This is a genomic window from Pedobacter kyonggii (assembly GCF_004310665.1).
Lineage (GTDB): Bacteria > Bacteroidota > Bacteroidia > Sphingobacteriales > Sphingobacteriaceae > Pedobacter > Pedobacter kyonggii.
Genome location: NZ_SIXF01000040.1, coordinates 16,437 through 40,478, shown reverse-complemented (window position 1 = coordinate 40,478; position 24,042 = coordinate 16,437). Strand labels below are relative to the sequence as shown.

The following is a 24,042-nucleotide window of genomic DNA, read 5'->3' as shown; positions in this document are numbered from 1 at the left end:
CAGCAGTTGCTACATAATGGCTGTACCAATGAAAAACGGATTAGCACGAATATATACCTCCTGTTGATGTTTATATGCCTGTTTATGCAAAAAATATTTTTGCCAGTTGTCAGATATGCCAAAGGCTCCGTTAGCTTGATCAAATGTGTAAAGTTCTTTGTATTGAACATGAAAGAGGTAATCGCTACAGGTAGAAAGCAGTTCAGAGATATTATAGATAAGTACTGTAAATATGAAAAAAGAAACCACAGAATTAATTTAAGCCAACTATTTTCAGCTTAACTTGACGCTAATGCGAAGGTTCGGGATCAGGGGCTTTCCTGCCAATAAGATGCTGAAATAAATTCAGCATGACGCGACGCCTAGCCTATAAGGGATAAAAAGCAGATATCTACTGAAAATATTAATCGAACTCAGGTTAATCCCTTCATCTTATTTTACCGCCACTACAATCAATTGCAGCTACTTTACACCTTTACTCTGATCAATCTGCGTACTACTATCTAAATCATCTTTAGATGATCCATTTTCATCACGGTGTTTTGGTGGATTTTCCATTCTACTTTCTTCCAATTCAGAAAAATCACCGTCCTTTTGATTGGCCACTTCGCCATGTGAAGATGGAGTTTCTTTCAGTTTTTCTTTAGGATCCGCAAAATCCTGTCCTTCAACTGGTAATCCTTGGTGCGTTTTATCTTCCTTAGCCATATCAGTACAACCAGCCAGCGCTGCTTTTGTTTTAGAATTTGGATATGCATAAAAAAAGGTCTCGATTTGCATCGAGACCTTTTCTGTTCTTTTAAAATCAATTAAACTTTGATTTCAACTTCAACACCGCTAGGTAATTCAAGTTTCATTAAAGCATCAACTGTTTTAGAGTTAGAGCTATAAATATCCAATAAACGTTTGTAAGCGCATAATTGGAACTGCTCTCTAGCCTTTTTGTTTACGTGTGGAGAACGTAAAACAGTAAAGATTTTTTTCTCTGTAGGAAGTGGAATTGGTCCACTTACAACTGCACCCGTAGGCTTAACAGTTTTTACGATTTTCTCAGCAGATTTATCTACTAAGTTGTAATCGTAAGATTTTAATTTAATTCTGATTCTTTGGCTCATCTTATTTTTAATTGTGGTTTCCTGTTAGAGCTATTAACAACAGAAACCGGATTTATCTTTTTAGTAGCAAGTACTTAGTATTAAGTATCAAGACCGATAAGCCATCTTGATACTTGATACTTTTATCTTAATACTAATTAGTCTTCAGATTTTACTCTTCCTTTAGATTTAGCAACGACTTCATCCTGTACGTTTTTAGGCGCAGCTTCATAGTGGTCAAATTCCATTGTAGAAGTTGCACGGCCTGAAGTGATTGTACGTAACTGTGTTACATAACCAAACATTTCAGAAAGCGGCACAGTAGCTTTAATTACTTGAGATCCATTACGGGTATCCATACCTAATAATTGACCACGACGACGGTTCATATCACCGATAACATCACCCATGTTTTCTTCAGGGGTTAAGATTTCGATTTTCATGATTGGCTCCATCAAAGTAGGTTTACATTTAGGTAAAGCTTCACGATATGCCATACGGGCAGCAAGCTCGAATGATAAAGCATCTGAATCGACTGCGTGGAATGAACCATCAATCAAACGTACTTTCATATCAGGAAGCGGATAACCAGCTAATACACCGTTAGCCATTGCAGCAGCAAATCCTTTTTCTACTGAAGGAATAAATTCACGTGGAATTGAACCACCTGTAATTTCGTTTACGAACTGTAAACCACCTTTTTCGAAATCAGCATCAATTGGTGAAATAACAACTTGGATATCGGCAAATTTACCACGACCACCAGATTGTTTTTTATAAGTTTCACGGTGTTGAGTACTACCAAAAATCGCTTCTTTATAAGCTACCTGTGGTGCACCTTGGTTAACCTCTACTTTAAATTCGCGTTTTAAACGGTCAATTAAAATATCTAAGTGTAACTCACCCATACCAGAGATAACCGTTTGACCAGTTTCCTGATCAGTTTGAACTCTGAATGTAGGATCTTCTTCAGCTAATTTAGCTAAGCCCATACCTAATTTATCAACGTCAGCCTGAGTTTTAGGCTCAATAGCTAAACCGATAACCGGTTCAGGGAAGTTCATAGACTCAAGAACGATTGGGTTTTTCTCTTCACAAAGTGTATCACCAGTTTTGATATCTTTAAATCCTACTACCGCAGCAATATCACCAGCAGCCACATTAGGCACAGGGTTTTGCTTGTTAGCGTGCATTTGGAAGATACGGGAAATACGTTCTTTACTTTCTGAACGTGTGTTATACACGTAAGAACCAGCTTCTAAGTTACCCGAGTAAACACGGATAAAACATAAACGGCCTACGAACGGGTCAGTTGCAATTTTAAATGCTAAAGCTGCAAATGGTTCATTGATACTTGGTTTTAATAAAACTTCAGCACCTGTATCTGGGTTAGTACCTGTTACACCTTCTGAATCAAGAGGTGAAGGCAATAATTCCATTACGTAATCCAACATGGTTTGAACACCTTTGTTTTTGAAAGATGAACCACAAACCATAGGAACGATTTTAGCATCTAAAACAGCTGCACGTAAAGCATCTAAAATTTCGCGCTCAGTGATTGAGTTTGGATCTTCAAAGAATTTCTCCATTAAAGACTCATCATAATCAGCAACTGATTCTAGTAATTTCTCTCTCCACTCAGCAACCTCATCTAACATATCTTCTGGGATTGGCACTTCAGTAAAGGTCATACCTTTATCATGCTCATTCCAAACGATACCACGGTTGTTGATCAAATCAACCACACCTTTAAATCCGTCTTCAGCACCGATAGGTAATTGCAATGGAACTGCATTACTACCTAACATATCTTTAACTTGTTTAACAACTTTTAGGAAGTCAGCTCCAGAACGGTCCATTTTGTTAACGAAACCGATACGGGCAACATTATAGTTGTTAGCCAAACGCCAGTTGGTTTCTGATTGAGGCTCAACACCATCAACTGCAGAAAACAAGAACACTAAACCATCTAATACACGTAACGAACGGTTTACCTCTACGGTAAAATCCACGTGTCCTGGTGTATCGATAATGTTCATGTGGTAAGCCTGACCTCTGTATTTCCACTCAACCGTAGTTGCAGCAGAAGTGATCGTGATACCACGCTCTTGCTCTTGTGCCATCCAGTCCATTGTTGCAGCACCTTCGTGCACTTCACCAATTTTATGACTTACACCAGCATAATAAAGAATACGCTCAGTTGTTGTAGTTTTACCCGCATCAATGTGAGCCGCGATTCCAATATTTCTTGTAAATTTTAAATCTCTTGCCATGTTATGTTTTTGATTTATCTGATCTTAAATGATTACACCGATTATGTTAAAACAAATCGGTGTAATTTATCTAATCAGTATAATCTTCTAATTAAATCTGTGTAATCTTACTAATCTGTTAATCCTAAATTAGAATCTGAAGTGAGAGAACGCTTTGTTAGCCTCAGCCATTTTGTGCGTATCTTCTTTCTTCTTAACAGCAGCACCTTCACCTTTAGCAGCAGCTACGATTTCACCAGCTAATTTCTCTTTCATGGTTTTTTCGCCACGTTTACGAGCGTATAAAATTAACCATTTCATACCTAAAGCTGTTTTACGCTCTGGTCTAACCTCAGTTGGAACCTGGAAGTTAGCACCACCAACACGACGAGATTTAACCTCTACAGCTGGCATAATGTTAGTTAAAGCACGTTTAAAGATCTCTAAACCGTTTTCACCTGCTTTTTTCTCAGCAATTTCAACAGCATCGTAAAAAATTGAATAAGCGATAGATTTTTTTCCATCGTACATCATATTGTTTACAAAACGAGTTACCTGAACATCATTAAATTTTGGGTCAGGAAGAATAATTCTCTTTTTTGGTTTTGACTTTCTCATTTCTTATTTCCTCCCGATTATTTCTTTTTACCTTTTGTTGGTGCCGCAACTACCTGTCCTGGTTTAGGACGTTTAGTACCATATTTAGAACGACGTTGGTTACGACCAGCTACACCTGATGTATCTAATGCACCACGGATGATGTGGTAACGTACACCTGGTAAATCTTTAACACGACCACCACGGATCAATACGATTGAGTGCTCCTGTAAGTTGTGACCTTCCCCTGGAATGTAAGCATTCACCTCTTTACCGTTCGTTAAACGAACACGGGCTACTTTACGCATTGCTGAGTTTGGTTTTTTAGGGGTAGTGGTGTACACACGTGTACATACACCTCTTCGCTGTGGACAGCTGTCCAACGCTGGAGACTTACTCTTGAACTCCAGTGCTACTCTACCTTTTCTAACTAATTGTTGAATGGTTGGCATTGTGCTTTTTTATGTTTTTTTATTAAAAAATTTACCGCTCCCCCGGTATCCTTGCAGATAGCCCATAAAACGGACTGCAAAAGTAGAACAATTCTTTTTAAAAATCAAGGGGTTAGCGTAAAAAGTTTTGAGTTGGCAGTTTTAAGTTGGGAGTTGAGAATTAAGCAGTTGCGATTCGTCTTCTCGGTCATCATCATTGCGAACCGAAGCCAGGGAAATGGCGATAGCGTGAAGTAATCTTTTTCACCTTAAACGTTAAATCCATTACAGCATCTTTTTATGATTATAACCTGTGATTTGGGAAGCAATTTCAGCCACCCTTAGATTGGGTTCGGCCCCGTTCCAAAGGAACTCCTTCGGAGCTAAAGCTACAAGCTAGCGAAGGACTCAATTCCACGCATATAGGTTTTAGTTAGCAGAGCAGGTAGAACTATTAGTGTCTGATTTCAACATTTTATAAGAATATTATTTCCCTAGCCTTTTTACATACGCTTAAAAAAGACTTAAAATCATGCATGTCATAAATTCATAAAAGATTGTATTAAATACTTTATCTTTAATAAAAATCTAAATTATATGTTCTTAAGTATCATCGGAATTATTATCATTTTTGTTGGTTTTGCGTTATCAAACCAAAATAACGTTATTGGCCGCTACAGCAGTATTACCAAAATTATCGGGGTGGTGCTTGTCATTATTGGCCTATCCTTTTCCGTGTTTAAAGTTATTGATGCTGGTCAGGTTGGCGTTAAAACCGTTTTTGGAAAAGTAGATAAGGACGTTTTATATAGTGGTTTAAACGTAATTAACCCTATTGCGGTAATTACGCCTTTTGATGTTAAAACCCAAAACTACACCATGTCTGGCGTGCATGATGAAGGCAATAAACAGACGGATGATGCTTTACGTGTTTTATCTGCAGATGGCCTGGAGGTCATTATTGATCTTTCAGTACTATTCAGGGTAAAAGGAAGTGCCGCTCCAAATATTTTACGGGAAATAGGAACCGACTATCTGGAAAAGATTGTCCGTCCGGTTTCTCGTACCGCCATACGCGATAACGCAGTTGCTTACGATGCCGTTGCATTGTATTCAAGCAAGCGGGATGAATTTCAATCGAAAATATTTAGTACCATCGAAAAAAGCTTTGCCAAAAGAGGTTTAGAACTAGAACAACTTTTGGTGCGTAACATCACTTTACCTGCATCGGTAAAAGCAAGTATCGAATCAAAAATAAACGCAGAACAAGATGCACAAAAAATGACTTTTGTGCTCCAAAAAGAACGCCAGGAAGCTGAACGTAAAAGAGTGGAAGCGCAAGGAATTGCCGATTACCAACGCATTCTTTCTACAGGCTTAAGCGATCGCCAGCTCCAATACGAATCTATATTGGCTCAAAAAGAGATTGCAAAATCGGCCAATACCAAAGTTATTATTATGGGTAATGGCAAAAGTGCACCAATTATTTTAGGTGGAAATTAATATTCAAGTGTTCTAAAATGAAAACAAAAATCATCACCATCATATTCTGTAGCATCGCATACCTATGTAATGCACAAACCTCTTCAACTATTAAAAGAAAGGCCAATGTAGATTTTGATGCTTACGAAAAACTCATACCTGAGGTTAAAGCCCATCGTAAAGGTAGGCTCGTAGATTTACCAACATTCTTAAAAATAGCTGAAGAGAAAGGCACCATTATTTTAGATACACGTTCTGATAGTCTATTTAAACGCAAACATGTTAAGGGTGCTATTCATTTAAATTTTTCCGATTTCACACAACAAAACCTGTTAAGAATTATACCAAATGCAGATACCAAAATATTAATCTATTGCAATAATAATTTCATAGATGACCAGGCAAATTTTGCCAGTAAAATAGTTGTGCCTGTTTTAATAAAGAAAAAAATAGCCCCAATTTCATTGGCCTTAAATATTCCTACTTATATTAATCTATATGGCTATGGTTATAGAAATGTATATGAACTCTCCGAACTGGTAAGCACACGGGATAAAAGAATAACCTTTGAAGGAACAGAAACCAGAAGCACTATTGTTAAAGCACGATAAAAGCTAAAACTTAATTGCAATCCTTAAAGCTATCTCTAAGTACTTTTAACCGCGCAACTGCGGCTTCTAATTCTTTAGGTGCTTTACCATACTCGTAAGTAATTTTATATTGTTTGCCATCGGCATTAATAGTAATCCACTCTGCTCCTCCATCAGCACAATCAGGGCAGCCAATTACTTCTGGCAGGGCCGAAATCTTCTCCAAATCCAGTTCTTTTTTAATTGCATTTATATCAGCTTCAGAAATTGTTTTGCTACAAGTTTTAGTATCAGTTGTTTGCCCGTTTTTCGATTTAGAAAAAGTAAGTTTCAGGTCGCTAATGAGTAAATTATTGGAACAATAGCCTACACACATCCCAAATGATGATCCATAACCAATACTATTTAGGGTTTTAATATCTCCTTTTTTACAGGCAGAAAAAGACAGGGTTAGTAAAATTGCAAGAATAAATGGTAAAGTTTTCTTCATAAAGGTTTCAAATAAGGACTTAATTGATCCGAAGTTACAAATATCCACCTATATATAGAAAACACTTGGCAAAACCCAAAATGTTAGGCCAGCAGAACAATTAACGTCTTGTTCGATCCTTTATCTTCCTACTACTAAAATTACCCATTTACATAGGAATAAGACACTAAATGAAATTGTGGTAGAAAAAATATTTTGTTCAACAAACAAAACAAGCTGTATCATAAATATAGAGTTGTCATCCTGAGGGTTAATTTATTGTATAAATCAATATAGATGACAGCGGTTTTTTTTTGCAGTGATAGGTTGCGAGGAATCGTCATTGCGAGAAAGCCTTTTCAGCCGACTCGCAATGACGACCTTTCTATTGAAATCTATCAATAGTAGCCTGCGAAAGGGTCTGTTTAAATGTCTCACAAGACGTTTCGACTACTTATTCCCGATCGCAATCGGAAAGCTCAACATAACAAGTTCGAATGAAATTACAAATATGATAAAGCCTTTTTTTAAGCTTTAGCTACTTTTTTGTGTGCTTTTTATGATGGTGTTTTTTATGACCTTTTTTAGTCTGCGATTTTACTGTACCTGCTTTTGCCGGAGTTGTGGTTTGAGCGCTTACGGTATTAATGGTAAAAGCGGCTACTAATGTGATTACTAAAACTTTAATTGCTTTCATTTTCAAATTGATTAATGATGAATAAACCTTGTTATTTTGTCTATTAAATCTCGAAAATCAACATGAAGATTTTATGAACTAAGGCAAGTCGAAAGCGAAAGTATAATTTAGTTTTTTTCCGTTCAGCACATACTCAGAAACCACTTTCCCATCTACGAGGATTTTATACTCACCTCTTGATTCTGATTTAGCAGTTGCAAAAGTTTTAAGCTGAACGTGCGTTCCTGATCTTAAGCTTACGGTCTTTTCCCAGGCACTGTTAACTTCTTTTAGTTCTGTCTGTTTTCCACTTTCATTGGTGTAAGCCACATCGGCTGTTAAACCATCGCCAAATTTGGCTTGGTACACTACACTATAACTTTCTTTTTTAGGAACATCTATTTTGCCTTTCGACATGGAATAGAACGTTGTCATGGTTGAAATAGCACAGCTGCTCAGCACAAGCATCAGCAAAAAACAATAGAAAATATTTTTCATTTGATAGGGTTTAGATCAGGATGACGAGTGTGCTTTGATAAAGGTTGCAAGGAGCGTTAATTATTGAATGAACTAAGTTGGATTTGATCTCGAACTCATTCAAAATTCAATCATTTATGAAACGTATCAAGATATAATTCTTCTACCTTTTTACGGGCCCAGGGCATTCTTCTTAAAAATTTTAAGCTCGATTTTATAGTTTGATTATTATTAAAACAATCAATCCTGATCAATGATCCCAGTTTTTCCCAACCATAGTGTACCTGAAGATCGGTTACAATTTTTTCTAAAGTAATACCGTGTAAGGGATTGTTTTTTTGCTGTTCGGCCATGCTGCAAAGTTAAGGCAAATTTATCAGGGTTTATATTGCGCCATCCAAACATTTGCGCCGCCACAATCAGGATCGTTTATTATATGGCTAAGTACTTCAAAATGATTGGATTCAAGCAATGATCGATATTCATCTGTATCTAAAGAATCATGAAATAAGTTTTCACCACCATTCATCCCCCAAACCTCTCCTCTATCCGTTCCCGAGGTAAACAACAAAACACCATTTGGTTTAAGGTGATGCCTAAAAATACTGAACATACCAGGCTGATCGGCTGCTGGGAGATGAAAAAAGCTATGCCAGGCAACTATCGCATCGAATTTTTCAGCTAAATCAAGTTTACGCATATCCTTCAGCATAAACTGTGTGTCTGGAAAATTTAGTCTGGCCAATTCTAGCATCGTTGTACTGGCATCGATTCCGAGAACGTTTACCTTTTGGTTAATCAGATATTCCAATATAGGTTTTCCGTTGCCGCAGCCCAAATCTAAAATAATTGCATTTGAAGGCACCCGCTTAAGTAAATCGTCCAAATAGGTTTTCTCCTCTAAACCAGCATAGCGGTTTTCGGCAAACCATTTACCCATCTTATTGTAAGCCTTATAAACGTTTTTGCGTTCTCCTTTTTCCATCTTAAAGTCTTTGAATTAGCCAATGGCTGTGGCATCAATTTCAATCAGCATTCCACTTAAAGCCAGTCGCTGTACAGGAATGAGTGTATTCACTGGAAATTTTAGATCTGGCCATATTTTAGTAGACTCTTCTATTAAGATATGATGTTTCTCCTCATCATAATCTACCACCAATGTGGTGAGCTTTGCAATATTGGCCATAGTTAAGCCCTTACTTTTTAAAGCCAAAGCAATATTTTCGAATACAATACTTACCTGTGTCCTGAAATCATCACTCAGTATGCCATCGGTTCTGCTACCACCCTGGCCTGCAACAAATACAAGTGAGGAATTGGCTGAAACTGAAGCAACGTGAGAATATCCATGCGGACGGGGATCGTATATACCTGCGGGGTTAGTAATTTCTAAATTAGGTTTTTCCATTTGCTATAAATTAACAGGTGCTAAATTATTCGATAAGAAATAGTAAACCGTCGGTTGTTTGCAATAAAAAGCCTCCTGATCTTTAAAGTCAGGAGGCTATAATTAATTATTCAGGCTAAATTTAGTTACCTGTAGCTGTCCAGGTATTATTATCCATATTCGAATCTGGCAATACTTTATCAGGATCTAAAGTAACTGACTCGATCTCTTCAGTTGTTGGGTAACGTACCAACCAGGTTGCGTTTTTCATCCAAACATCAACCGGAACTTTTACAATATCCATTTTACCGCTTTTGGTTTTAACATGCAGAATAATTGGCATTGGCATTTTCTCCAGGTTTACAACTTTAATCGCATAACCTACCAATTTATCGTCCTGCTTAATGGCCTCAACACCAGCAATACCCTGATCCATTTTCCAGTTGTTTAACCACCAGCTTCTCCAGAACCAGGCTAAATCTTCGCCTGCACCATTCTCCATTGAACGAAAGAAATCAAATGGGGTTGGATGTTTAAATGCCCAGTTTTTAATATATTGACGGAAAGCATAATCAAAACGGTCTTCACCTAAAATCTGATTTCTCAAGATATCTAAGCCCCATCCAGGTTTGCTGTAAAGGTTAACTCCAATATTTCTTTCGGCCATACCATCTGGCATCTGCATAATGTTTTCGTAAATCGGATTACCAATAAGCGCTTTACCAATTCGGTTTAAATCAGCCGGAGGACCAGCGTATTCGCCATTGTTGAAGTTTTTCTTAGAAATGCCGTTGATAAAAGTATTAAAACCTTCATCCATCCAACCATATTTACGTTCGTTAGATCCTACAATCATTGGAAACCAGGTATGGCCGAATTCGTGGTCAATTACGCCCCATGCGCCTGCTTTTTTAGCTTTCCAACCACAAAACACAATACCAGGATATTCCATACCGCCAATATTAGTCGCTACATTAACCGCCATAGGATATGGATATTCGAACCATTTTGTAGAATAATGCTCAATGGAAGATTTCACATATTCTACCCCACGGCCATATGCATCAACACCGTTGCTTTCTACAGGTTGTGCAGAAACAGCCAGAGATTTTTTACCGCTTGGCAAATTGATTCTTGCTGCATCTAATACAAAAGATTTAGATGAAGCCCAGGCCGCATCGCGTGCATTTAAGATTTTAAATCTCCAGGTTAATTTGTCTTTCGCCGGACGTGATTTCGGATCGGTTACTTCTGCCTCGCTACGGATGTGTACAGTCGCATCGCTTAGTTTAGCCGCGTTCCATCTTTTTAACTGCTCAGGGGTAAAAACTTCAGCAGGGTTTAACAATTCGCCCGAGCCCATTACGATATGGCTTGCCGGTGCGGTAATGGCAAAATTAATATCGCCATACTCGCAATAAAACTCACCGCCGCCCCAATAAGGCAAAGTATTCCATCCAATTACATCATCATACACACACATCCGCGGAAACCACTGTGCAATGGCAAAAATTTCACCATTTTTTGTAGTTAAATGTCCTGTTCTGTCCGATCCTTCTTTTGGTACAATAAAAGAATAGTCCATTTTAATCGTTACAATATCGCCATTGGCTGCCATTGGTTGGTCTAAACGGATCTGCATGCGTGTATCTTCTACCAAAGAAGTAAATTTTACAGCAGCAGCTTTTTGCGAAACACTGATATTCTGGATTTTATATCCCCCATCAAATTTTTCACCTTGTGCACCATAACGGCTACGCGCTGGCGTAATGGCATAGCCACGTGAAGTTTCTTTAAAAGTATTCTGGTCTAATTGCAGCCATAAATAGGGCAATTTATCGGGACTATTATTTTTGTAGGTAATGTTAACGGTACCCGTAACCATGTTTTTTGTTTCATCGAGACTAGCGGTAATGTTGTAATCAACGCGGTTCTGCCAATATTTTGGCCCGGGCGCCCCAATTGCAGAGCGGAATTCATTCCCGTTTTGTGTATAAAATAGTGGGCCAAAGGCTTCAACAGGGTTATAATTGGTAACTGGCGCCGGTGTTGTAGCTTGTTGGGCCGATGCAGAAAAGGCAAAAACGCAACAAACTAAACAAAAAGTTATTAGTTTAGTCAATTTCATGATAATAATAAGATTGTAATCAGGCGGTAAATATAAAAAATAACCACGTATAGATTTATATGTGGTTATAATGTTACCAATGATGGTTTATAATGCTACCGAATATTAATTCGCTTTTAATTTGGGTAGATCCTGTAATTTTCTTTCTTGCGGGGTTAATTTTTTCCATGCTACAAAGGCACGAGAAATATAATAAGCATAACGGTATGGCCTTTCTGCCTTTACGGCCTCCACCGAAGGGCGATAAATAATCATGAAATTTTTAAGTTCTTCACCCTCTAGCTTGGTCATATCCGTAATGGCTTTTGCGGTAAAATTTTCATCAATCTCTTCGAGATACATCTCTTTTTCTTCTAGATCGGCTTCTTTGCGCTGCTGTCTTTTATATTTACCATAACCCAGATTTAGGTTTAAACCACCAACCTTATCTTTCATACGCTTGCGATTTAAATTTCCGCCCGTACTCAGTAGCGTATATTTTTCAGCCAACGGATCTTTTGCATCTGTAACCTGACTATTCATCCGCACTGCTGTAATATCTACATCTTTTAAGCTATTCGACTTAACCGGAAGGTATATCGTTCTATTTAATAGGTTGGTTAAGTACAGTGTATCGGTATGATATCCAACGGCAGAAAACTCTAAAAGATCGCCAATATTGGCACTAATGGTATACCTACCCTCTTTATTTGTACTGGTTGATTTTTTACTGTTCAGATTTCTGATACTGACACCAGGAAGAGAAAGCGTTTTTTTCGAATAATCGAAAACCGTACCTGTAGTTACCGTTTGAGCAAAAATGCCAATTGGCAAGGCAAGCAATAGAAAAATAATCAGTTTGTACATACTCAAAAGTAACTTAGTTCGACATTTAAAAGCTGCATTTAACAAACTTTAACATTAGAACAATTGAATTAGGTTAGTGTTTTTAAATAATTGTCATCATCAAATCCAATTAATATGGCTTTGTTGTTCTGCTCAATAATCGGACGTTTTATTGCGCTGGTATTTTCTTTTAAATAAGCTATCGCCAAATCTTGGTTATCAATTTTAGCCTGCTCTTCTTTAGTGAGTTTCTTCCAGGTTAAACCTTTGCGGTTTAATACCGTTTCCCAACCGAAGGTATTACACCATTCATTTAATTTTTCAGTTGTAACGCCTTTTTTCTTGAAATCGTGAAATTCAAAATCAACCTGATGTGCTTTTAACCAATCGAGCGATTTTTTAACTGTATTGCAATTTGGAATTCCGTAAACGGTCATATAAATTATTGAATTTTGAACGAGTGAAGGATAAATGGAAAAATGTAAAATGGATGATGGTAACCAAGCCAACAATCCGTCTCAAAGATAATAAAATTTGGATGTGGTGTCAGATATTTCTATTTGACGCTAATCTTAATTATTCAGTTGGGTATCAATCCAACTACCAGTCAGATGGTAACATCTGACTGCACGGCTACATGGAATTAGGATTCTTTTCGTGGTGTTGGATATTACTATCCGACACCAAATTCAACGTTTAATCAATTCCTGTATCCAATAACAGTTTGATGAGAACGCCTTCACACATCAATCAAGAGTTGTCAACTTTCTAGCGAGTGGGTCTATGAAAGTTGACAACTCTAAAGAAAGTCGATCTTAAAATCAAATAATCCTAAAAATCCTGTTCATTCATCACATTTTTTGGCCAATCCATCACATTTTAAATATTGATGCCGATACTCTTCGTAAAATTGTGGTATAAACTAAAACAAATGGTAATTCTTTCAGGCAACCCATCAACAATAAAAACCAAAAACATCAACCAGCTTGAGTTTTGGATTTCTACAACACTATATATTCTGGCGTTGATCAGCATCTGTTCATCCACTATTTACAGCAGAGGCAATTCTTATCGTTTTGAAGAAGGCCAGATTGATTATAGTGTAATGTCAAATTACTTTGTCCCCGAATTATTTAAGATCAGCATTTTGTACATCAGTTTTTTATTGTTCAATTTTTGCTTCATGCCACAACTGGCAAATAAAAAAAACGTAACGCTCAATCTCATTCTTAGTATTTTAGTCACATCGTTTTCCGTTGTTGCATGGATGGTTTTTAACACTTATTCTCAAGCTTACCGCCTGTTAGAATATGATAACATCGATAACGCTTATGGGATCTTTTTTGGCGAGGCATTTACCTATATTTTCTTTCTATATCTAATCTTTAATGCCTATGCATATTTTAACGAGCGTGGTCTTGAAATGTTAAATAGAATTCAATTTCTAAAAAGCTTTAATAAAAATATCATTTCAGAACTTTTTACCGCTACCAGGATCTGGCTGATTACACTGATGATTTTTGCAGCTATATTTTCTGTAAGGATAGACTATGAAATATTGATCGTTTGGCTAATTGTACCGCCAGTGAACATTTTCTTTGCTTTTTGCGCTATTTATTACATTATTCCAAATCTTAGAAAGAATTTTAAAGGTTTTGGCCGATATTTTTGGGGAAATGTAGGTTTAACCATTATCATTTCATTACTGCTGTTGATGGTTCTTATCCCTTTTATGCGCAATGGGGAAGTGGTACCAATTACTTTAATTTTGAACGCCATATGCTTAATCTGCGTTACGACTCCATCTGCCTGGTATATTTACAAGCATAAATTCGAAAAACTCAGTGAAATCCAAATGCTTAAAACAGAGTTGGGCAAATCGGATGCGAATCTTAATTTCTTAAAATCACAGATCAACCCACACTTTTTGTTCAACGCTTTAAATACACTATTTGGAACAGCTTTGCAGGAAAATGCAGAAAGAACGGGCGAAGGGATCCAGAAACTGGGCGATATGATGCGTTTTATGCTCCATGAAAATACCCAGGATAAAATCTCATTAACCCGAGAGGTAGAATACCTTAACAATTATATTGATTTACAAAAGCTGCGTACCTCTCGCTCTGCAGATATTAGGATCGACACGCATATTGAAGAGCAGTTAAATAACCTTCAGATTACCCCGATGCTGTTGATTCCATTTATCGAAAATGCATTTAAACATGGTATTAGTTTGCAACAGCCCTCGTACATTAAAATTACCTTGCAAACCAAAGAAAAAACTTTGTATTTTGATGTAAGTAATAGCATTTACATTAAGGCAGATAACGATCCGGAAAAATTAAAAAGTGGCATCGGACTTGAAAATGTTAAACAACGTTTATCATTACTTTATTATGGAAAACATGAATTAATCATCCGCGAAAGCGCCAATGAGTTTTTTGTTCATTTAACTTTGCAATTGGATTAGTTCCTTACATGCTATATGGTCAACCCCTATTTGTAAAATCCTAAGAATTTAAGAATAAATTATTTCATAAAAAACCATATTATTGATGTAAATATTAAAGCTTGGCTAATGTAAGGTTGGTTCTTAGCTTGGGATGAAAATATAGGCGGTTCGTCATTACCAGCTTGATTGGGAATCATAATGCCCTAGCTTTAAGATTCCCGCCTGCGCGGGAATGACGCCTGACTTTTAGAATTTATCATTTGTATTATAACGAAGAATCCTTATGGAAGGTTATTATATAACAAAAGGCCATAAATAAAAGAATAGACCAAAAATGATTGCCATTGCTATAGATGATGAACCGATTGCACTAGAGATTATAAAATCTCACGCCTCAAAAGTTCCATTTGTAACATTGCAACAAACTTTTACTGATGCCTTTGCAGCCATCAGCTATCTTCAGCAGAACAAGGTTGATTTAATTTTTTTGGATATCAAAATGCCAGATATTAGTGGTATCGATTTTTTAAAAAGTTTGAGCAAGCCTCCAATGGTTATTTTTACCACCGCCTACACGGAGCATGCAGTACAAAGTTTTGAACTCGACGCTGTAGATTATCTGCTAAAACCTTTTTCACTTTCCCGTTTCTTAAAGGCTTGCAATAAAGCCCAGGAACTCTTTAATCTCCGCAACCAGAAACAGGAAACGAAAACAGCATATATTTTCGTAAAAGATGGTTATGAGCAGATTAAGGTAGAATTAGACGAAATTCTTTATGTAGAGGCTTCGGGAAACTATACGCAGATACAACTTAAAGACAAACTTTTAAGTTCAAGGATTACCATCAACGATCTGGCCGAACTGCTACCAAAAGCAGATTTTATCCGCTGTCACCGGGCATTTATTGTAGCTAAAAATAAAGTATCCAAATTTGACCGCAGCCAGATCTGGATTGGAGAAAAAATTATTCCTATCGGGGCAACCTATACCAATATTAAACTTACTTAATGCAATTTAAACCTCACAGGTTTTAAAAACCTGCGAGGTTTGTGCTTCGTTAGTTAGACCCTGAAATAAATCCGATAGCTATCGGATCAGGGTGACGGTCAAAACACTAAGGCTTTACATTTACCCTAATTCCTGCTGAATGGGTAGTAAACTCTGGTGCATACATGCTTTGCAAGCTGGTAATTCCATTTGAAAAATTTCCGGCATGTGTAACCCGTAGTGGATATTCGAATACATAGGTCCCCTTTGGCATATAACTGATAAAAAAATTGGTTGAAGCATCTTTTGTACTTTCGTAATAACCTAAACCATCCTGATATTTATATCTGGAGATAACATTTACAGGCTCAAAACCCGATGAACGCATATCTTTCAAATGAATATATTCCATATCCCGATCGCAATAAATTTCAATACGCACTTTTAATAAATCGCCAGGCGCTAAAATATTTGTTTCAGTTAATGGGGTCAATATATCGCCTTTATTACTGGCTTTTTGAATAAACAATTGCTTTTTAATTTTAACACCAGTACTGGCAGTGGTTATTTTATCCAGTTGCTCAAAATATTGCCAGTACATTGCGCCCCAGGCTACCGTTTTGTTGTTGTTTTTAACCTGTACCCTACCCATTTCTGGTCTAACATCATTACCTGCAACAGTTAACTTTTGATAACCCGTTCCGGCTTCTTTTACGGCATTAGGCTGTTGCAAATATGCTATTTTTTGACCGCCAATAGTTATTTCAGGCTCATTGCTCTCTGTAAGAAGGTTGGCACCTTTCATTAGCAATGCATAACACGCCGCCGTTGTGGCCTTGGTTGTTTTCCAATCGTTGGTCTGTTTGTTTTTAAGCAACCAGATTTTCATTTCCTCTACCGATTTGGCGTCGTTAGCCACTTCGTCGAAAGCCTCTATTAATAATGCCTGTGTTTCTATCGGGCTTTGGTACCACCACCAGCCAGCTTTATTTGTAGCCCAGTACATACCGAGTTCATCATTTTGCTGAGCCCTTTGATTTAATAACGTAATGATTTTTTTGGCTTCTACCTCATTGCTGTTTCTATTTAAAACCAAGGCGGTTTGTGCCAACTGGTAAGTATCAAAGGTTTTCCATCCCGCTATTAATTTTTTCAGATAGAAATCTTTGGCCTTTAAAAAATCTGCATTGTTATTTTTTTTATTGGTGTAGCTTCTGGCGAATAGGTAGTGCAAGGGCAAATAGGCAAAACGTTTTCCTTTCACTTCATCCTTATAATCTTTAATCAGCTGTGCATCTAAATAAATAATGGCTTTGTTAAGCATTACATTAAAATTAGGATAATCTTTTTCATCAATCAGTTTTAGTTTTTTTAACTGGCCCATTCCTAAAACAATGTGCTGTGTAATGTACCGATCCTCTTGCATGCCATTAAACCAAGGAAAGGCTCCATTATTAAATTGCATTTTCTCTAACTTTTCGAAGTTGTTTTTCAACTCGTAAGTCATTCTATTTAAATCGAAAAGTATGGCCAAACGTTTTTTACGCTCGTTTTCATTATCGGCATTACGTACCCAAGGCGTTTCTTCTAACAAAATTGATTTGAGCTTCTGGTTTTTCTCCAGGTTAGATAAGAGGGCTTCGCCATTATTTGTGTTTTGCCATTGCTCGAAAACGGTTTTAATTTTTGGTGAGGAGTTAATAATCACTGTTGCAAAACTATTGGCATAAAACCGGCTAAAAGTTTGTTCAGCGCACTCATATGGATATTCCATTAAATATGGTAGTGCCTGTACCGCGTACCAAACAGGATTTGAGGTAAACTCGAAAGTTAAGCTCTGGTTGCGCAAGGTTTTTGATGCACCAGATTTCTCCAGCTTCTCAAAATCGAAAGTTTTACTGGTATTACCACGCACGTTTATGGGCATACTTTCAATAACCAACATGGCATTTGCCAAAACAGGAATGGTGTTTTCTTCACCATCGCTAAACCTACCGCTTTGGGCCAAAACTTTATAGGTAATGGCACTAATGCCGGATGGAATAATTAATGTCCATTTTAAAACTGTATTGCCTGCATCATCAACTTCAAAAGTTTTTTCGGTTCTTTCGTTTGTTCCAAAAATCTGGATCGGTTTAACTGTTAAGGCATCTGTAAGTTCTAAACGGGCATTACCGATAAGTTTTTTGCCTGCCAGGTTATTTAGTTTGGCGCTTAATAAAATGGTATCCCCTTCGCGGAAGAAACGTGGGGCATTAATGGAAATAGCCAATTGTTTCTGGGTAATCAATTCGTTGGTGATGGATGCGGTTTTTAAATCTTTGGTGTGTGCAAAACCCATCATTTTATAGCGTGTTAAACTTTGCGGAATAGTAAACTCGATCTTGATTTCGCCTTTAGCATCGGTTAACAATTGCGGATAAAAAAATGCGAGTTCGTTAAAGTTGGTACGAGGTGCAATGTTAGTTTTTTTGATGACAGGCTTGCCATTTACGATTTCTAAACCAGTTTTAGGGTCATAGCTGTTAATGCTTACGAAATCATATGTCCCAGCATCATCTACCGCAACTGCTTCCTCTCTTAACATTTCAACTGTTGGAGCTGCGGCACTTAATCCTGCGGCCTTCCCTTGCAAGGTAGCTGAACCTCTGATCTGTATCGCAGCAGTTGACATCTCCTTTTTCTGCGACCCATAGCCCACAACCACTACTTCATTTAAAGCTTGCCCATCCTCTTTCAATATTACATCGACCCGTTTTTTATTGCTAATTTTTACAGGATATGTCTTATACCCTATAAAAGCGAAATTCAGTGTCTCCCCTATTTTAGCATCAATAGTGTAAATGCCGAAAACATTAGTAGTAGTTACTGTTTTGCCTGATTTAACCTGTACGCCCGGCAATGGCTCACCCTGACTATCGAACACCACCCCATAAATTAATTTACCTTTTTCCAATTCAGCCAGTTTTTTAACGGCTTCGGGAGATAAACCCTTTCTTTTAGGCCTTTGTAAACTATTCATATAATTACGGTAACCATTGTTGTAACCGCCATAATAATTGTAACCGAATAAATTAAGATTCTCGTAACCACGTGTAATTACGCCATAGTTATTTTTAGGCCTTAAAAACCATAAATAACCTGCGTTTGCAACATCATTTACCTTGAAGTTCCAAGTGTAAAAATAATAGTTAAAGCCTGTTGGCAACTGCGTATTCCAATCCATTCTTTTCAGGTCGTCCAAACTTGCGTCATATAGCGTAGCCACCATTTCGGCCATCTGCTTTTCGCCATTTTTATTACTGATCTGTAATTTCCAGCTTTCTTTTTCACCAGGCTGAAGTTTATTTCTAAAGGTTAAAAACCTGATATCTAATTCTTTTTTCGGATCTATAATTTTAATCTGCTGCATGGAACTGTAAATCATACCTTGATGTACCATGGTAAACTGTACGGCAAAACCATCCTCGTAATTATCTTTTGGTTTAATTTTAACAAAAATTTGTTTTCGCGATAAATTAAGCCATACCTTTTCGGCTATACTATCACGATAATAAACTTCATAATAAGCCCTGCTGTTATCGGCTAAGCCTGCCAAGCGGAAAACAGCACTTTCAGTCGGCTTAATTACACTTACTTCAGGAGCAATCCATTCGACACTCGATTGTATTGTTACAGGCGCTTCATTATAGATAACTAAATACTTATCTACTTTAATGGTATCGTTCTGCTCGTTTATGGCTATTAAATTGATTTTATAATAACCCGCTTTTAGATTTTTTTGATTGAAGGTTAAACTTCCCCGACCATTTTTAGCAGTCGGGCTTTGTTTTAATTCTACCGATTTTATTGGCCATTTAGCTACTTCGAGTTCGTTGTTATAATCCTCATCAGGAAAACGCTTAATAAACTCCTCTTTACTTAATGCATAGTTTTCGGCATAAAACGGGCTCTTGTTCATTAACCTGGATGGCGCTTGCAACAAACTCCATTCTGCCTTAACATTCGCTTTAATGGGTTCGTTGTTTAAATTGGTTACCCAGAATGGGATACTATCGGTTTTGTTGCTTACATAAATAACCTGTTCGGCACTCACATTAAGGTTAATATCTTTTTGGCCCACATTTACCGTTGTGGTTTTCGTTCGGGTTTCACCATTTAAATCCGTTACCTCAGTTTCAATTTCGAAGCTATAATTCTGTTTGGTATTGGTGGCCTTTGCAAAAAAGGTAATATCGAATTTGCCACCTGATTTGGTATTTGTTTTGCCAATGGCAATCTGTTTTCTTTCACTATATATTTTTGAACCATAAATAGCGTTACGCTGTGTGTAGGTTAGGCGGTAATCGTACATCGCCCTGCGGAAAACTTTATAATTTACCTTTGCATTATTTACGGAATACCCTGAAAATGAGATGGCTTTACCTTGTACTTTAATGCTGTCGTTCAGTTTGTAGCGCTGATTAGGTTTATCAAAAAGTACTTCAAAGGTGGGACGTTTATATTCTTCTACCTGTACATTAATGCTGCCATAATCGGTTTCAATTTCCATCCTGCCATTTAATTTCCCCATCGGGATGCTAAAAGATCCTTGAAAAGTACCAAAATCATTGCTCGTTACATTGGTCGAGGTTATTTCCTTACCGTTGGCATCATTAAAAAAAACCTCAAGTGTTTTATTTACTTCTATTTTATTTTTACCATCTTTCGATTGCAAGCATATACCCTTGTAGTAAATGGTTTGCCCTGGCCGATAAATAGGTCTGTCAGTAAAAAGAATCACACGTTCTTTATCATCGTCGTCCCGATAGCTGTTATAATTATTGATGTTTACTTTCAATTCGTCTTTCCCAAAAGTAGCCACGGCAAAAGACATATTCCCATCGGTTTCATTTGTAGTTGCATAACCATTTTCATTAGTGGTAATTAAATCGCCATTAATATATTTCCGCTTGTTGTAATCATATCGCTGTTGCTGGATCTTAACATTCTTCAAGGGTGCACCGTTGCTAAGCTGGCTAACAAAATATTCATGTTTTTCAATATTGCGCCTGTTGATTACAGCCATTGCAGTAACCTTAAAATTAATATTGCTATAAACGGTATCTTTTTGTTCGCGGTTAACGGTTTGGGCAATCAAGGTATAATTACCAAAGGGTAAACCATCTATTTTATCAATTAAGGTATGACTTTGGTAATCGCTGGTTTTTGGTACTATGACAAACCATTTTTTGATTACTTTATTCTGATTAAAAAAAGCTAAAAAGCCATCTTTGTTTTTAAACTGTTCGTAATCATTTTGAGGTTCAGGTGCTTTAAACAGCCTAATATGTACTGTATCTGTATTTTTATATGATAAATACAACTGCGCAGGTTTATCCGGCTGGATATATCCTTTTATTTTAATTGATAATTCGCTGCTTTTAATCTGCTTGATTAAATTTTCTGCATTTTGCGCACCAATACTTTTAGGATAGGCCTCAACAGCTTTTTTGGCCAAAGCAAAGGATGTTAAAAGATTCTGTTTGTTGGTATCAACAGGCAATTGCGCATTTTTATGCATAAGGGCCTGTTCATATAAAATATCGGCATAAACTTCGGTTTGGGTGCTTTGTTCAGCTAAATTAATCAAAGCGTTATTATACAATTCCTGATTATCGCCACTAAAATTTCGTTGTATAAATTTTAAGCGTTTTAAATCAACATCGGCCAATGCCGAAAAGTTATTGCTGTTTTGATGAAACCTGATCAGGTTTTTAAACAACTGCAAAGCTTGCGGTTTAAACAATGTACTATCATTTGTGAGTTCCATCGCCAAAAAATTCCGGCTGCTGCCAAACCAAGCAGCATTGCTCATATCAATTAAGTCATCATCATATTGTGTAAGGTTAATTTGTGTATTGCTAAAAACATCTATGGCACGGTGTGCAAGCAAATCATATAATGTAGGCCTAAAGATTCTATTATTTTTATCACCCGCTAAAACAGCATCCAAAACACCAACTTTGGTTTGTTGCAAAAGCTGAACTTCTTTTAACGATAACAGGTAATATTTTACCGTTTCATCGCTAAGTTTTTTAATGCTCCAGGTTTTAATATCGTTACCAATATCGCCCTGCACTTGTGTGCGCTGACTAATCTGCCACCTATTTTGTTGCAAATAATTCCAATAGGTTTCTGCTAAAAGTGATTGTAAAATGCTTTTTTCGGGCTGTTTGGCATTGCTGATGTCTGTACGCAGACCAACCAAAATTTTATCAAAGGCATTCTCTTCCAAATAGCTTTGAAACATCATCCGGTAGATAACTGATTTGATCAGCAATGGTGCATTGTTCTCTTTTTGTGCCGCTTGATTTATTTTTTCAATCAAAGCCAGGGCATCCTTGGGTTTGGCTTGGTTAGCAAGAGAGTCAACCTGGTAAAAATCTGCCAGCGTATATTTATGCTGAGCAGAAACATCGAAGGAAAACAAAAAGGTAAAAAGAAATAAAGCGGAGATACGTAATGATATGTTCATAAGATGGCTTTGCGTTTTAATATAGATGGGCAGAACGTAAAAATTCCATAAGCGGTTAAAATTTTATCTGATTATTATACTAATCTAATAATAACTGAACTAAATGTTACAAGTAACAAACATTAAGGTTTTTAACATTCGAAGCATAACATTATCTTTGCCCCATGTCAACACAATTAAAAAATCTATCTGATTTCTCTCATACCACCGTTCCTAGTGGAGCTAACTATAAATTCGGAATTATTGTAGCCGAATGGAATGCCGAAATTACCGGCGCTTTGTACAATGGGGCATTAAAAACCTTGTTAGCCAATGGTGTTGTTGAAGAAAATATAATTTCTTTACCTGTACCGGGAAGTTTCGAATTAACAGGTGGTGCAGAAATTCTATTGAGCAAAAGAAGCAATATAGATGCTGTAATCTGTTTAGGATGCGTGATTCAGGGTGATACCAAACATTTCGATTTTATTTGCGATGCAGTAGCACAGGGTATAACCAATGTTGGCATTAAATACAGTAAACCAGTTATTTTTGGCGTTTTAACTACCAATAACTTAGAGCAGGCACAAGATCGTGCTGGCGGCAAACATGGCAACAAAGGCGATGAGGCTGCTATTACAGCGATTAAAATGGCCAATTTTTCTGCTCAAATTTAAACTTGTGTTCTAATAATTATTTGTAACTTAGAAGTTTAAAAATTAACAGATCCCGATGAAGCTATCATGACTAGTTCATGATAGCTTCATTACCATTGAAACAAACTTATACAGATGAAAAAAGTAGCCATTTTATTATTGGCGGTGTTTTGCACCATTACCATCTTAGAATCCTGTTCTTCTAAGCTTTGTCCTGCTTATGAATCTTATCCCGAAGGAAAACGCAGAAGGAATTAATCTACCTCATTTGTAATCTCATATTCAGGTCATTTACAGAACTTTATTTAACTGTAATTGTTGTCCTATAAAACAATACGTATAATATCATGACTTGGGTTAACTTAACTTCAATGGAACAGCTTGACGAAATCAGGAATGCAAGCGGTTTTAGCCTTATTTTTAAGCACAGCACGCGTTGCTCAATTAGTTTAATGGCTAAAAAGAACTTCGAATTTGATTGGGACATCATTCCGGCTGACACAAAACTTTACTTTTTAGATTTAATCAGCTATCGTGATATTTCCAACCGGATTGCCGAAATCTTTCAGGTAGCACATCAATCACCGCAGATTTTAGTGATTAAAGATGGCGATTGTGTATTGGAAGCATCCCATAGCGATATTTCTGCCGATGAAGTTGCAGAAGTAATTGCGGCTTAACTATAAAGTATTTTCACAAAAGAGGGTATTCAAGCAATTGGATACCCTCTTTTGCGTGGTAAGAATATATGCCATAATTTTTTGAAAAGCAAGGTCCCGTTTGCTTTTGGGTACTGTAGTCCTGCTGTACACTGTAGTCCCGATTTTTTCAATCAGGAGCTGCCGTTCCCATCAGGTTTATTGAGGTAAGGCCTGTAAACAAAACACCCAGCATTTCTACGGAACGAAAAAATCGTTCTCCCCTAAGTGTTACCTGTGAAACGTTCCTAATGGAACGAAAGAAAACCAATCTTACAATCTTACCAATGTTACTCATGAACCATCCATAAGATAAATCTAATAACAGATAGCGAATATAACGT

Annotated in this window: 22 protein-coding genes; 7 read left to right on the top strand and 15 right to left on the bottom strand. The window is 37.0% G+C overall.

What is annotated here, in order from left to right; translation table 11 throughout:
• The coding region (locus EYS08_RS26200) for a hypothetical protein (RefSeq protein ID WP_208745913.1) at positions 1-282 on the top strand (282 nt) is incomplete at its 5' end.
• A gap of 180 nt (positions 283-462) precedes the next feature.
• Here the strand turns inward: EYS08_RS26200 and EYS08_RS23510 are convergent.
• The 5 genes from EYS08_RS23510 to rpsL form a co-directional block, all read right to left on the bottom strand.
• Positions 463-780 carry a hypothetical protein gene (locus EYS08_RS23510; protein WP_131032384.1) on the bottom strand — a complete coding sequence of 106 codons (318 nt, stop codon included), beginning with the start codon at positions 778-780 and terminating at the stop codon, positions 463-465.
• 29 nt (positions 781-809) lie between these two features.
• On the bottom strand, positions 810-1,115 hold the full coding sequence (gene rpsJ, locus EYS08_RS23505) for a 30S ribosomal protein S10 (RefSeq protein WP_008244591.1): 306 nt from the start codon (positions 1,113-1,115) through the stop codon (positions 810-812).
• Between the two features lie 137 nt (positions 1,116-1,252).
• A complete protein-coding gene (gene fusA / locus EYS08_RS23500; protein ID WP_131032383.1) occupies positions 1,253-3,367 on the bottom strand; it encodes an elongation factor G in 2,115 nt (704 codons plus the stop codon).
• A gap of 129 nt (positions 3,368-3,496) precedes the next feature.
• Positions 3,497-3,964, bottom strand: a complete 468-nt coding sequence (rpsG, locus tag EYS08_RS23495; protein ID WP_029278632.1) for a 30S ribosomal protein S7 — start codon at positions 3,962-3,964, stop codon at positions 3,497-3,499.
• A gap of 17 nt (positions 3,965-3,981) precedes the next feature.
• Positions 3,982-4,395, bottom strand: a complete 414-nt coding sequence (gene rpsL, locus EYS08_RS23490) for a 30S ribosomal protein S12 (protein ID WP_029278631.1) — start codon at positions 4,393-4,395, stop codon at positions 3,982-3,984.
• 576 nt (positions 4,396-4,971) lie between these two features.
• Between rpsL and EYS08_RS23485 the strand changes: the two genes are divergently transcribed.
• Together EYS08_RS23485 and EYS08_RS23480 are read left to right on the top strand one after the other, a co-directional pair.
• Positions 4,972-5,877 carry a prohibitin family protein gene (locus EYS08_RS23485; RefSeq protein WP_131032382.1) on the top strand — a complete coding sequence of 302 codons (906 nt, stop codon included), beginning with the start codon at positions 4,972-4,974 and terminating at the stop codon, positions 5,875-5,877.
• Positions 5,878-5,894: 17 nt separating this feature from the next.
• Positions 5,895-6,467, top strand: coding sequence for a rhodanese-like domain-containing protein (locus tag EYS08_RS23480; RefSeq protein WP_131032381.1), 573 nt, complete (start codon positions 5,895-5,897; stop codon positions 6,465-6,467).
• A gap of 10 nt (positions 6,468-6,477) precedes the next feature.
• On the opposite strand, the gene EYS08_RS23475 is transcribed toward EYS08_RS23480, so the two are convergent.
• The 9 genes from EYS08_RS23475 to EYS08_RS23440 all read right to left on the bottom strand — a co-directional run bounded on the left by EYS08_RS23475 (position 6,478) and on the right by EYS08_RS23440 (position 12,845).
• The gene (locus tag EYS08_RS23475) at positions 6,478-6,936 is read right to left on the bottom strand and encodes a hypothetical protein (protein WP_131032380.1); all 459 of its coding nucleotides are present in this window, start codon (positions 6,934-6,936) and stop codon (positions 6,478-6,480) included.
• Between the two features lie 517 nt (positions 6,937-7,453).
• Entirely contained in the window at positions 7,454-7,612 is a 159-nt protein-coding gene (locus EYS08_RS25915; protein WP_165456544.1) for a hypothetical protein, read from the bottom strand.
• A gap of 78 nt (positions 7,613-7,690) precedes the next feature.
• Complete coding sequence (locus tag EYS08_RS23470) at positions 7,691-8,089, bottom strand: hypothetical protein (protein WP_131032379.1); 399 nt, start codon at positions 8,087-8,089, stop codon at positions 7,691-7,693.
• Between the two features lie 110 nt (positions 8,090-8,199).
• A complete protein-coding gene (locus EYS08_RS23465) occupies positions 8,200-8,421 on the bottom strand; it encodes a VF530 family protein (RefSeq protein WP_055910152.1) in 222 nt (73 codons plus the stop codon).
• Positions 8,422-8,444: 23 nt separating this feature from the next.
• Positions 8,445-9,053, bottom strand: coding sequence for a class I SAM-dependent methyltransferase (locus EYS08_RS23460; RefSeq protein WP_131032378.1), 609 nt, complete (start codon positions 9,051-9,053; stop codon positions 8,445-8,447).
• Positions 9,054-9,068: 15 nt separating this feature from the next.
• The gene (locus tag EYS08_RS23455) at positions 9,069-9,476 is read right to left on the bottom strand and encodes a RidA family protein (RefSeq protein WP_131032377.1); all 408 of its coding nucleotides are present in this window, start codon (positions 9,474-9,476) and stop codon (positions 9,069-9,071) included.
• Between the two features lie 121 nt (positions 9,477-9,597).
• Entirely contained in the window at positions 9,598-11,583 is a 1,986-nt protein-coding gene (locus EYS08_RS23450) for a M1 family metallopeptidase (RefSeq protein WP_131032376.1), read from the bottom strand.
• Between the two features lie 105 nt (positions 11,584-11,688).
• Positions 11,689-12,429 carry a carboxypeptidase-like regulatory domain-containing protein gene (locus EYS08_RS23445; RefSeq protein ID WP_131032375.1) on the bottom strand — a complete coding sequence of 247 codons (741 nt, stop codon included), beginning with the start codon at positions 12,427-12,429 and terminating at the stop codon, positions 11,689-11,691.
• A 68-nt stretch (positions 12,430-12,497) separates the two neighbouring features.
• The gene (locus EYS08_RS23440) at positions 12,498-12,845 is read right to left on the bottom strand and encodes a Spx/MgsR family RNA polymerase-binding regulatory protein (protein WP_131032374.1); all 348 of its coding nucleotides are present in this window, start codon (positions 12,843-12,845) and stop codon (positions 12,498-12,500) included.
• A gap of 452 nt (positions 12,846-13,297) precedes the next feature.
• Here EYS08_RS23440 and EYS08_RS23435 point away from each other — a divergent pair, with 452 nt between their 5' ends.
• Together EYS08_RS23435 and EYS08_RS23430 are read left to right on the top strand one after the other, a co-directional pair.
• Entirely contained in the window at positions 13,298-14,878 is a 1,581-nt protein-coding gene (locus EYS08_RS23435) for a sensor histidine kinase (RefSeq protein ID WP_131032373.1), read from the top strand.
• 316 nt (positions 14,879-15,194) lie between these two features.
• Positions 15,195-15,869, top strand: coding sequence for a LytR/AlgR family response regulator transcription factor (locus EYS08_RS23430; protein ID WP_131032372.1), 675 nt, complete (start codon positions 15,195-15,197; stop codon positions 15,867-15,869).
• Between the two features lie 106 nt (positions 15,870-15,975).
• Here the strand turns inward: EYS08_RS23430 and EYS08_RS23425 are convergent, their stop codons facing one another.
• Positions 15,976-22,365, bottom strand: a complete 6,390-nt coding sequence (locus EYS08_RS23425) for an alpha-2-macroglobulin family protein (RefSeq protein WP_131032371.1) — start codon at positions 22,363-22,365, stop codon at positions 15,976-15,978.
• Positions 22,366-22,529: 164 nt separating this feature from the next.
• Between EYS08_RS23425 and ribH the strand changes: the two genes are divergently transcribed.
• Positions 22,530-23,021 carry a 6,7-dimethyl-8-ribityllumazine synthase gene (ribH, locus tag EYS08_RS23420; RefSeq protein ID WP_131032370.1) on the top strand — a complete coding sequence of 164 codons (492 nt, stop codon included), beginning with the start codon at positions 22,530-22,532 and terminating at the stop codon, positions 23,019-23,021.
• Between the two features lie 350 nt (positions 23,022-23,371).
• Positions 23,372-23,680 carry a bacillithiol system redox-active protein YtxJ gene (gene ytxJ / locus EYS08_RS23415; protein ID WP_317130090.1) on the top strand — a complete coding sequence of 103 codons (309 nt, stop codon included), beginning with the start codon at positions 23,372-23,374 and terminating at the stop codon, positions 23,678-23,680.
• The last annotated feature ends 362 nt before the right edge of the window (positions 23,681-24,042 follow it).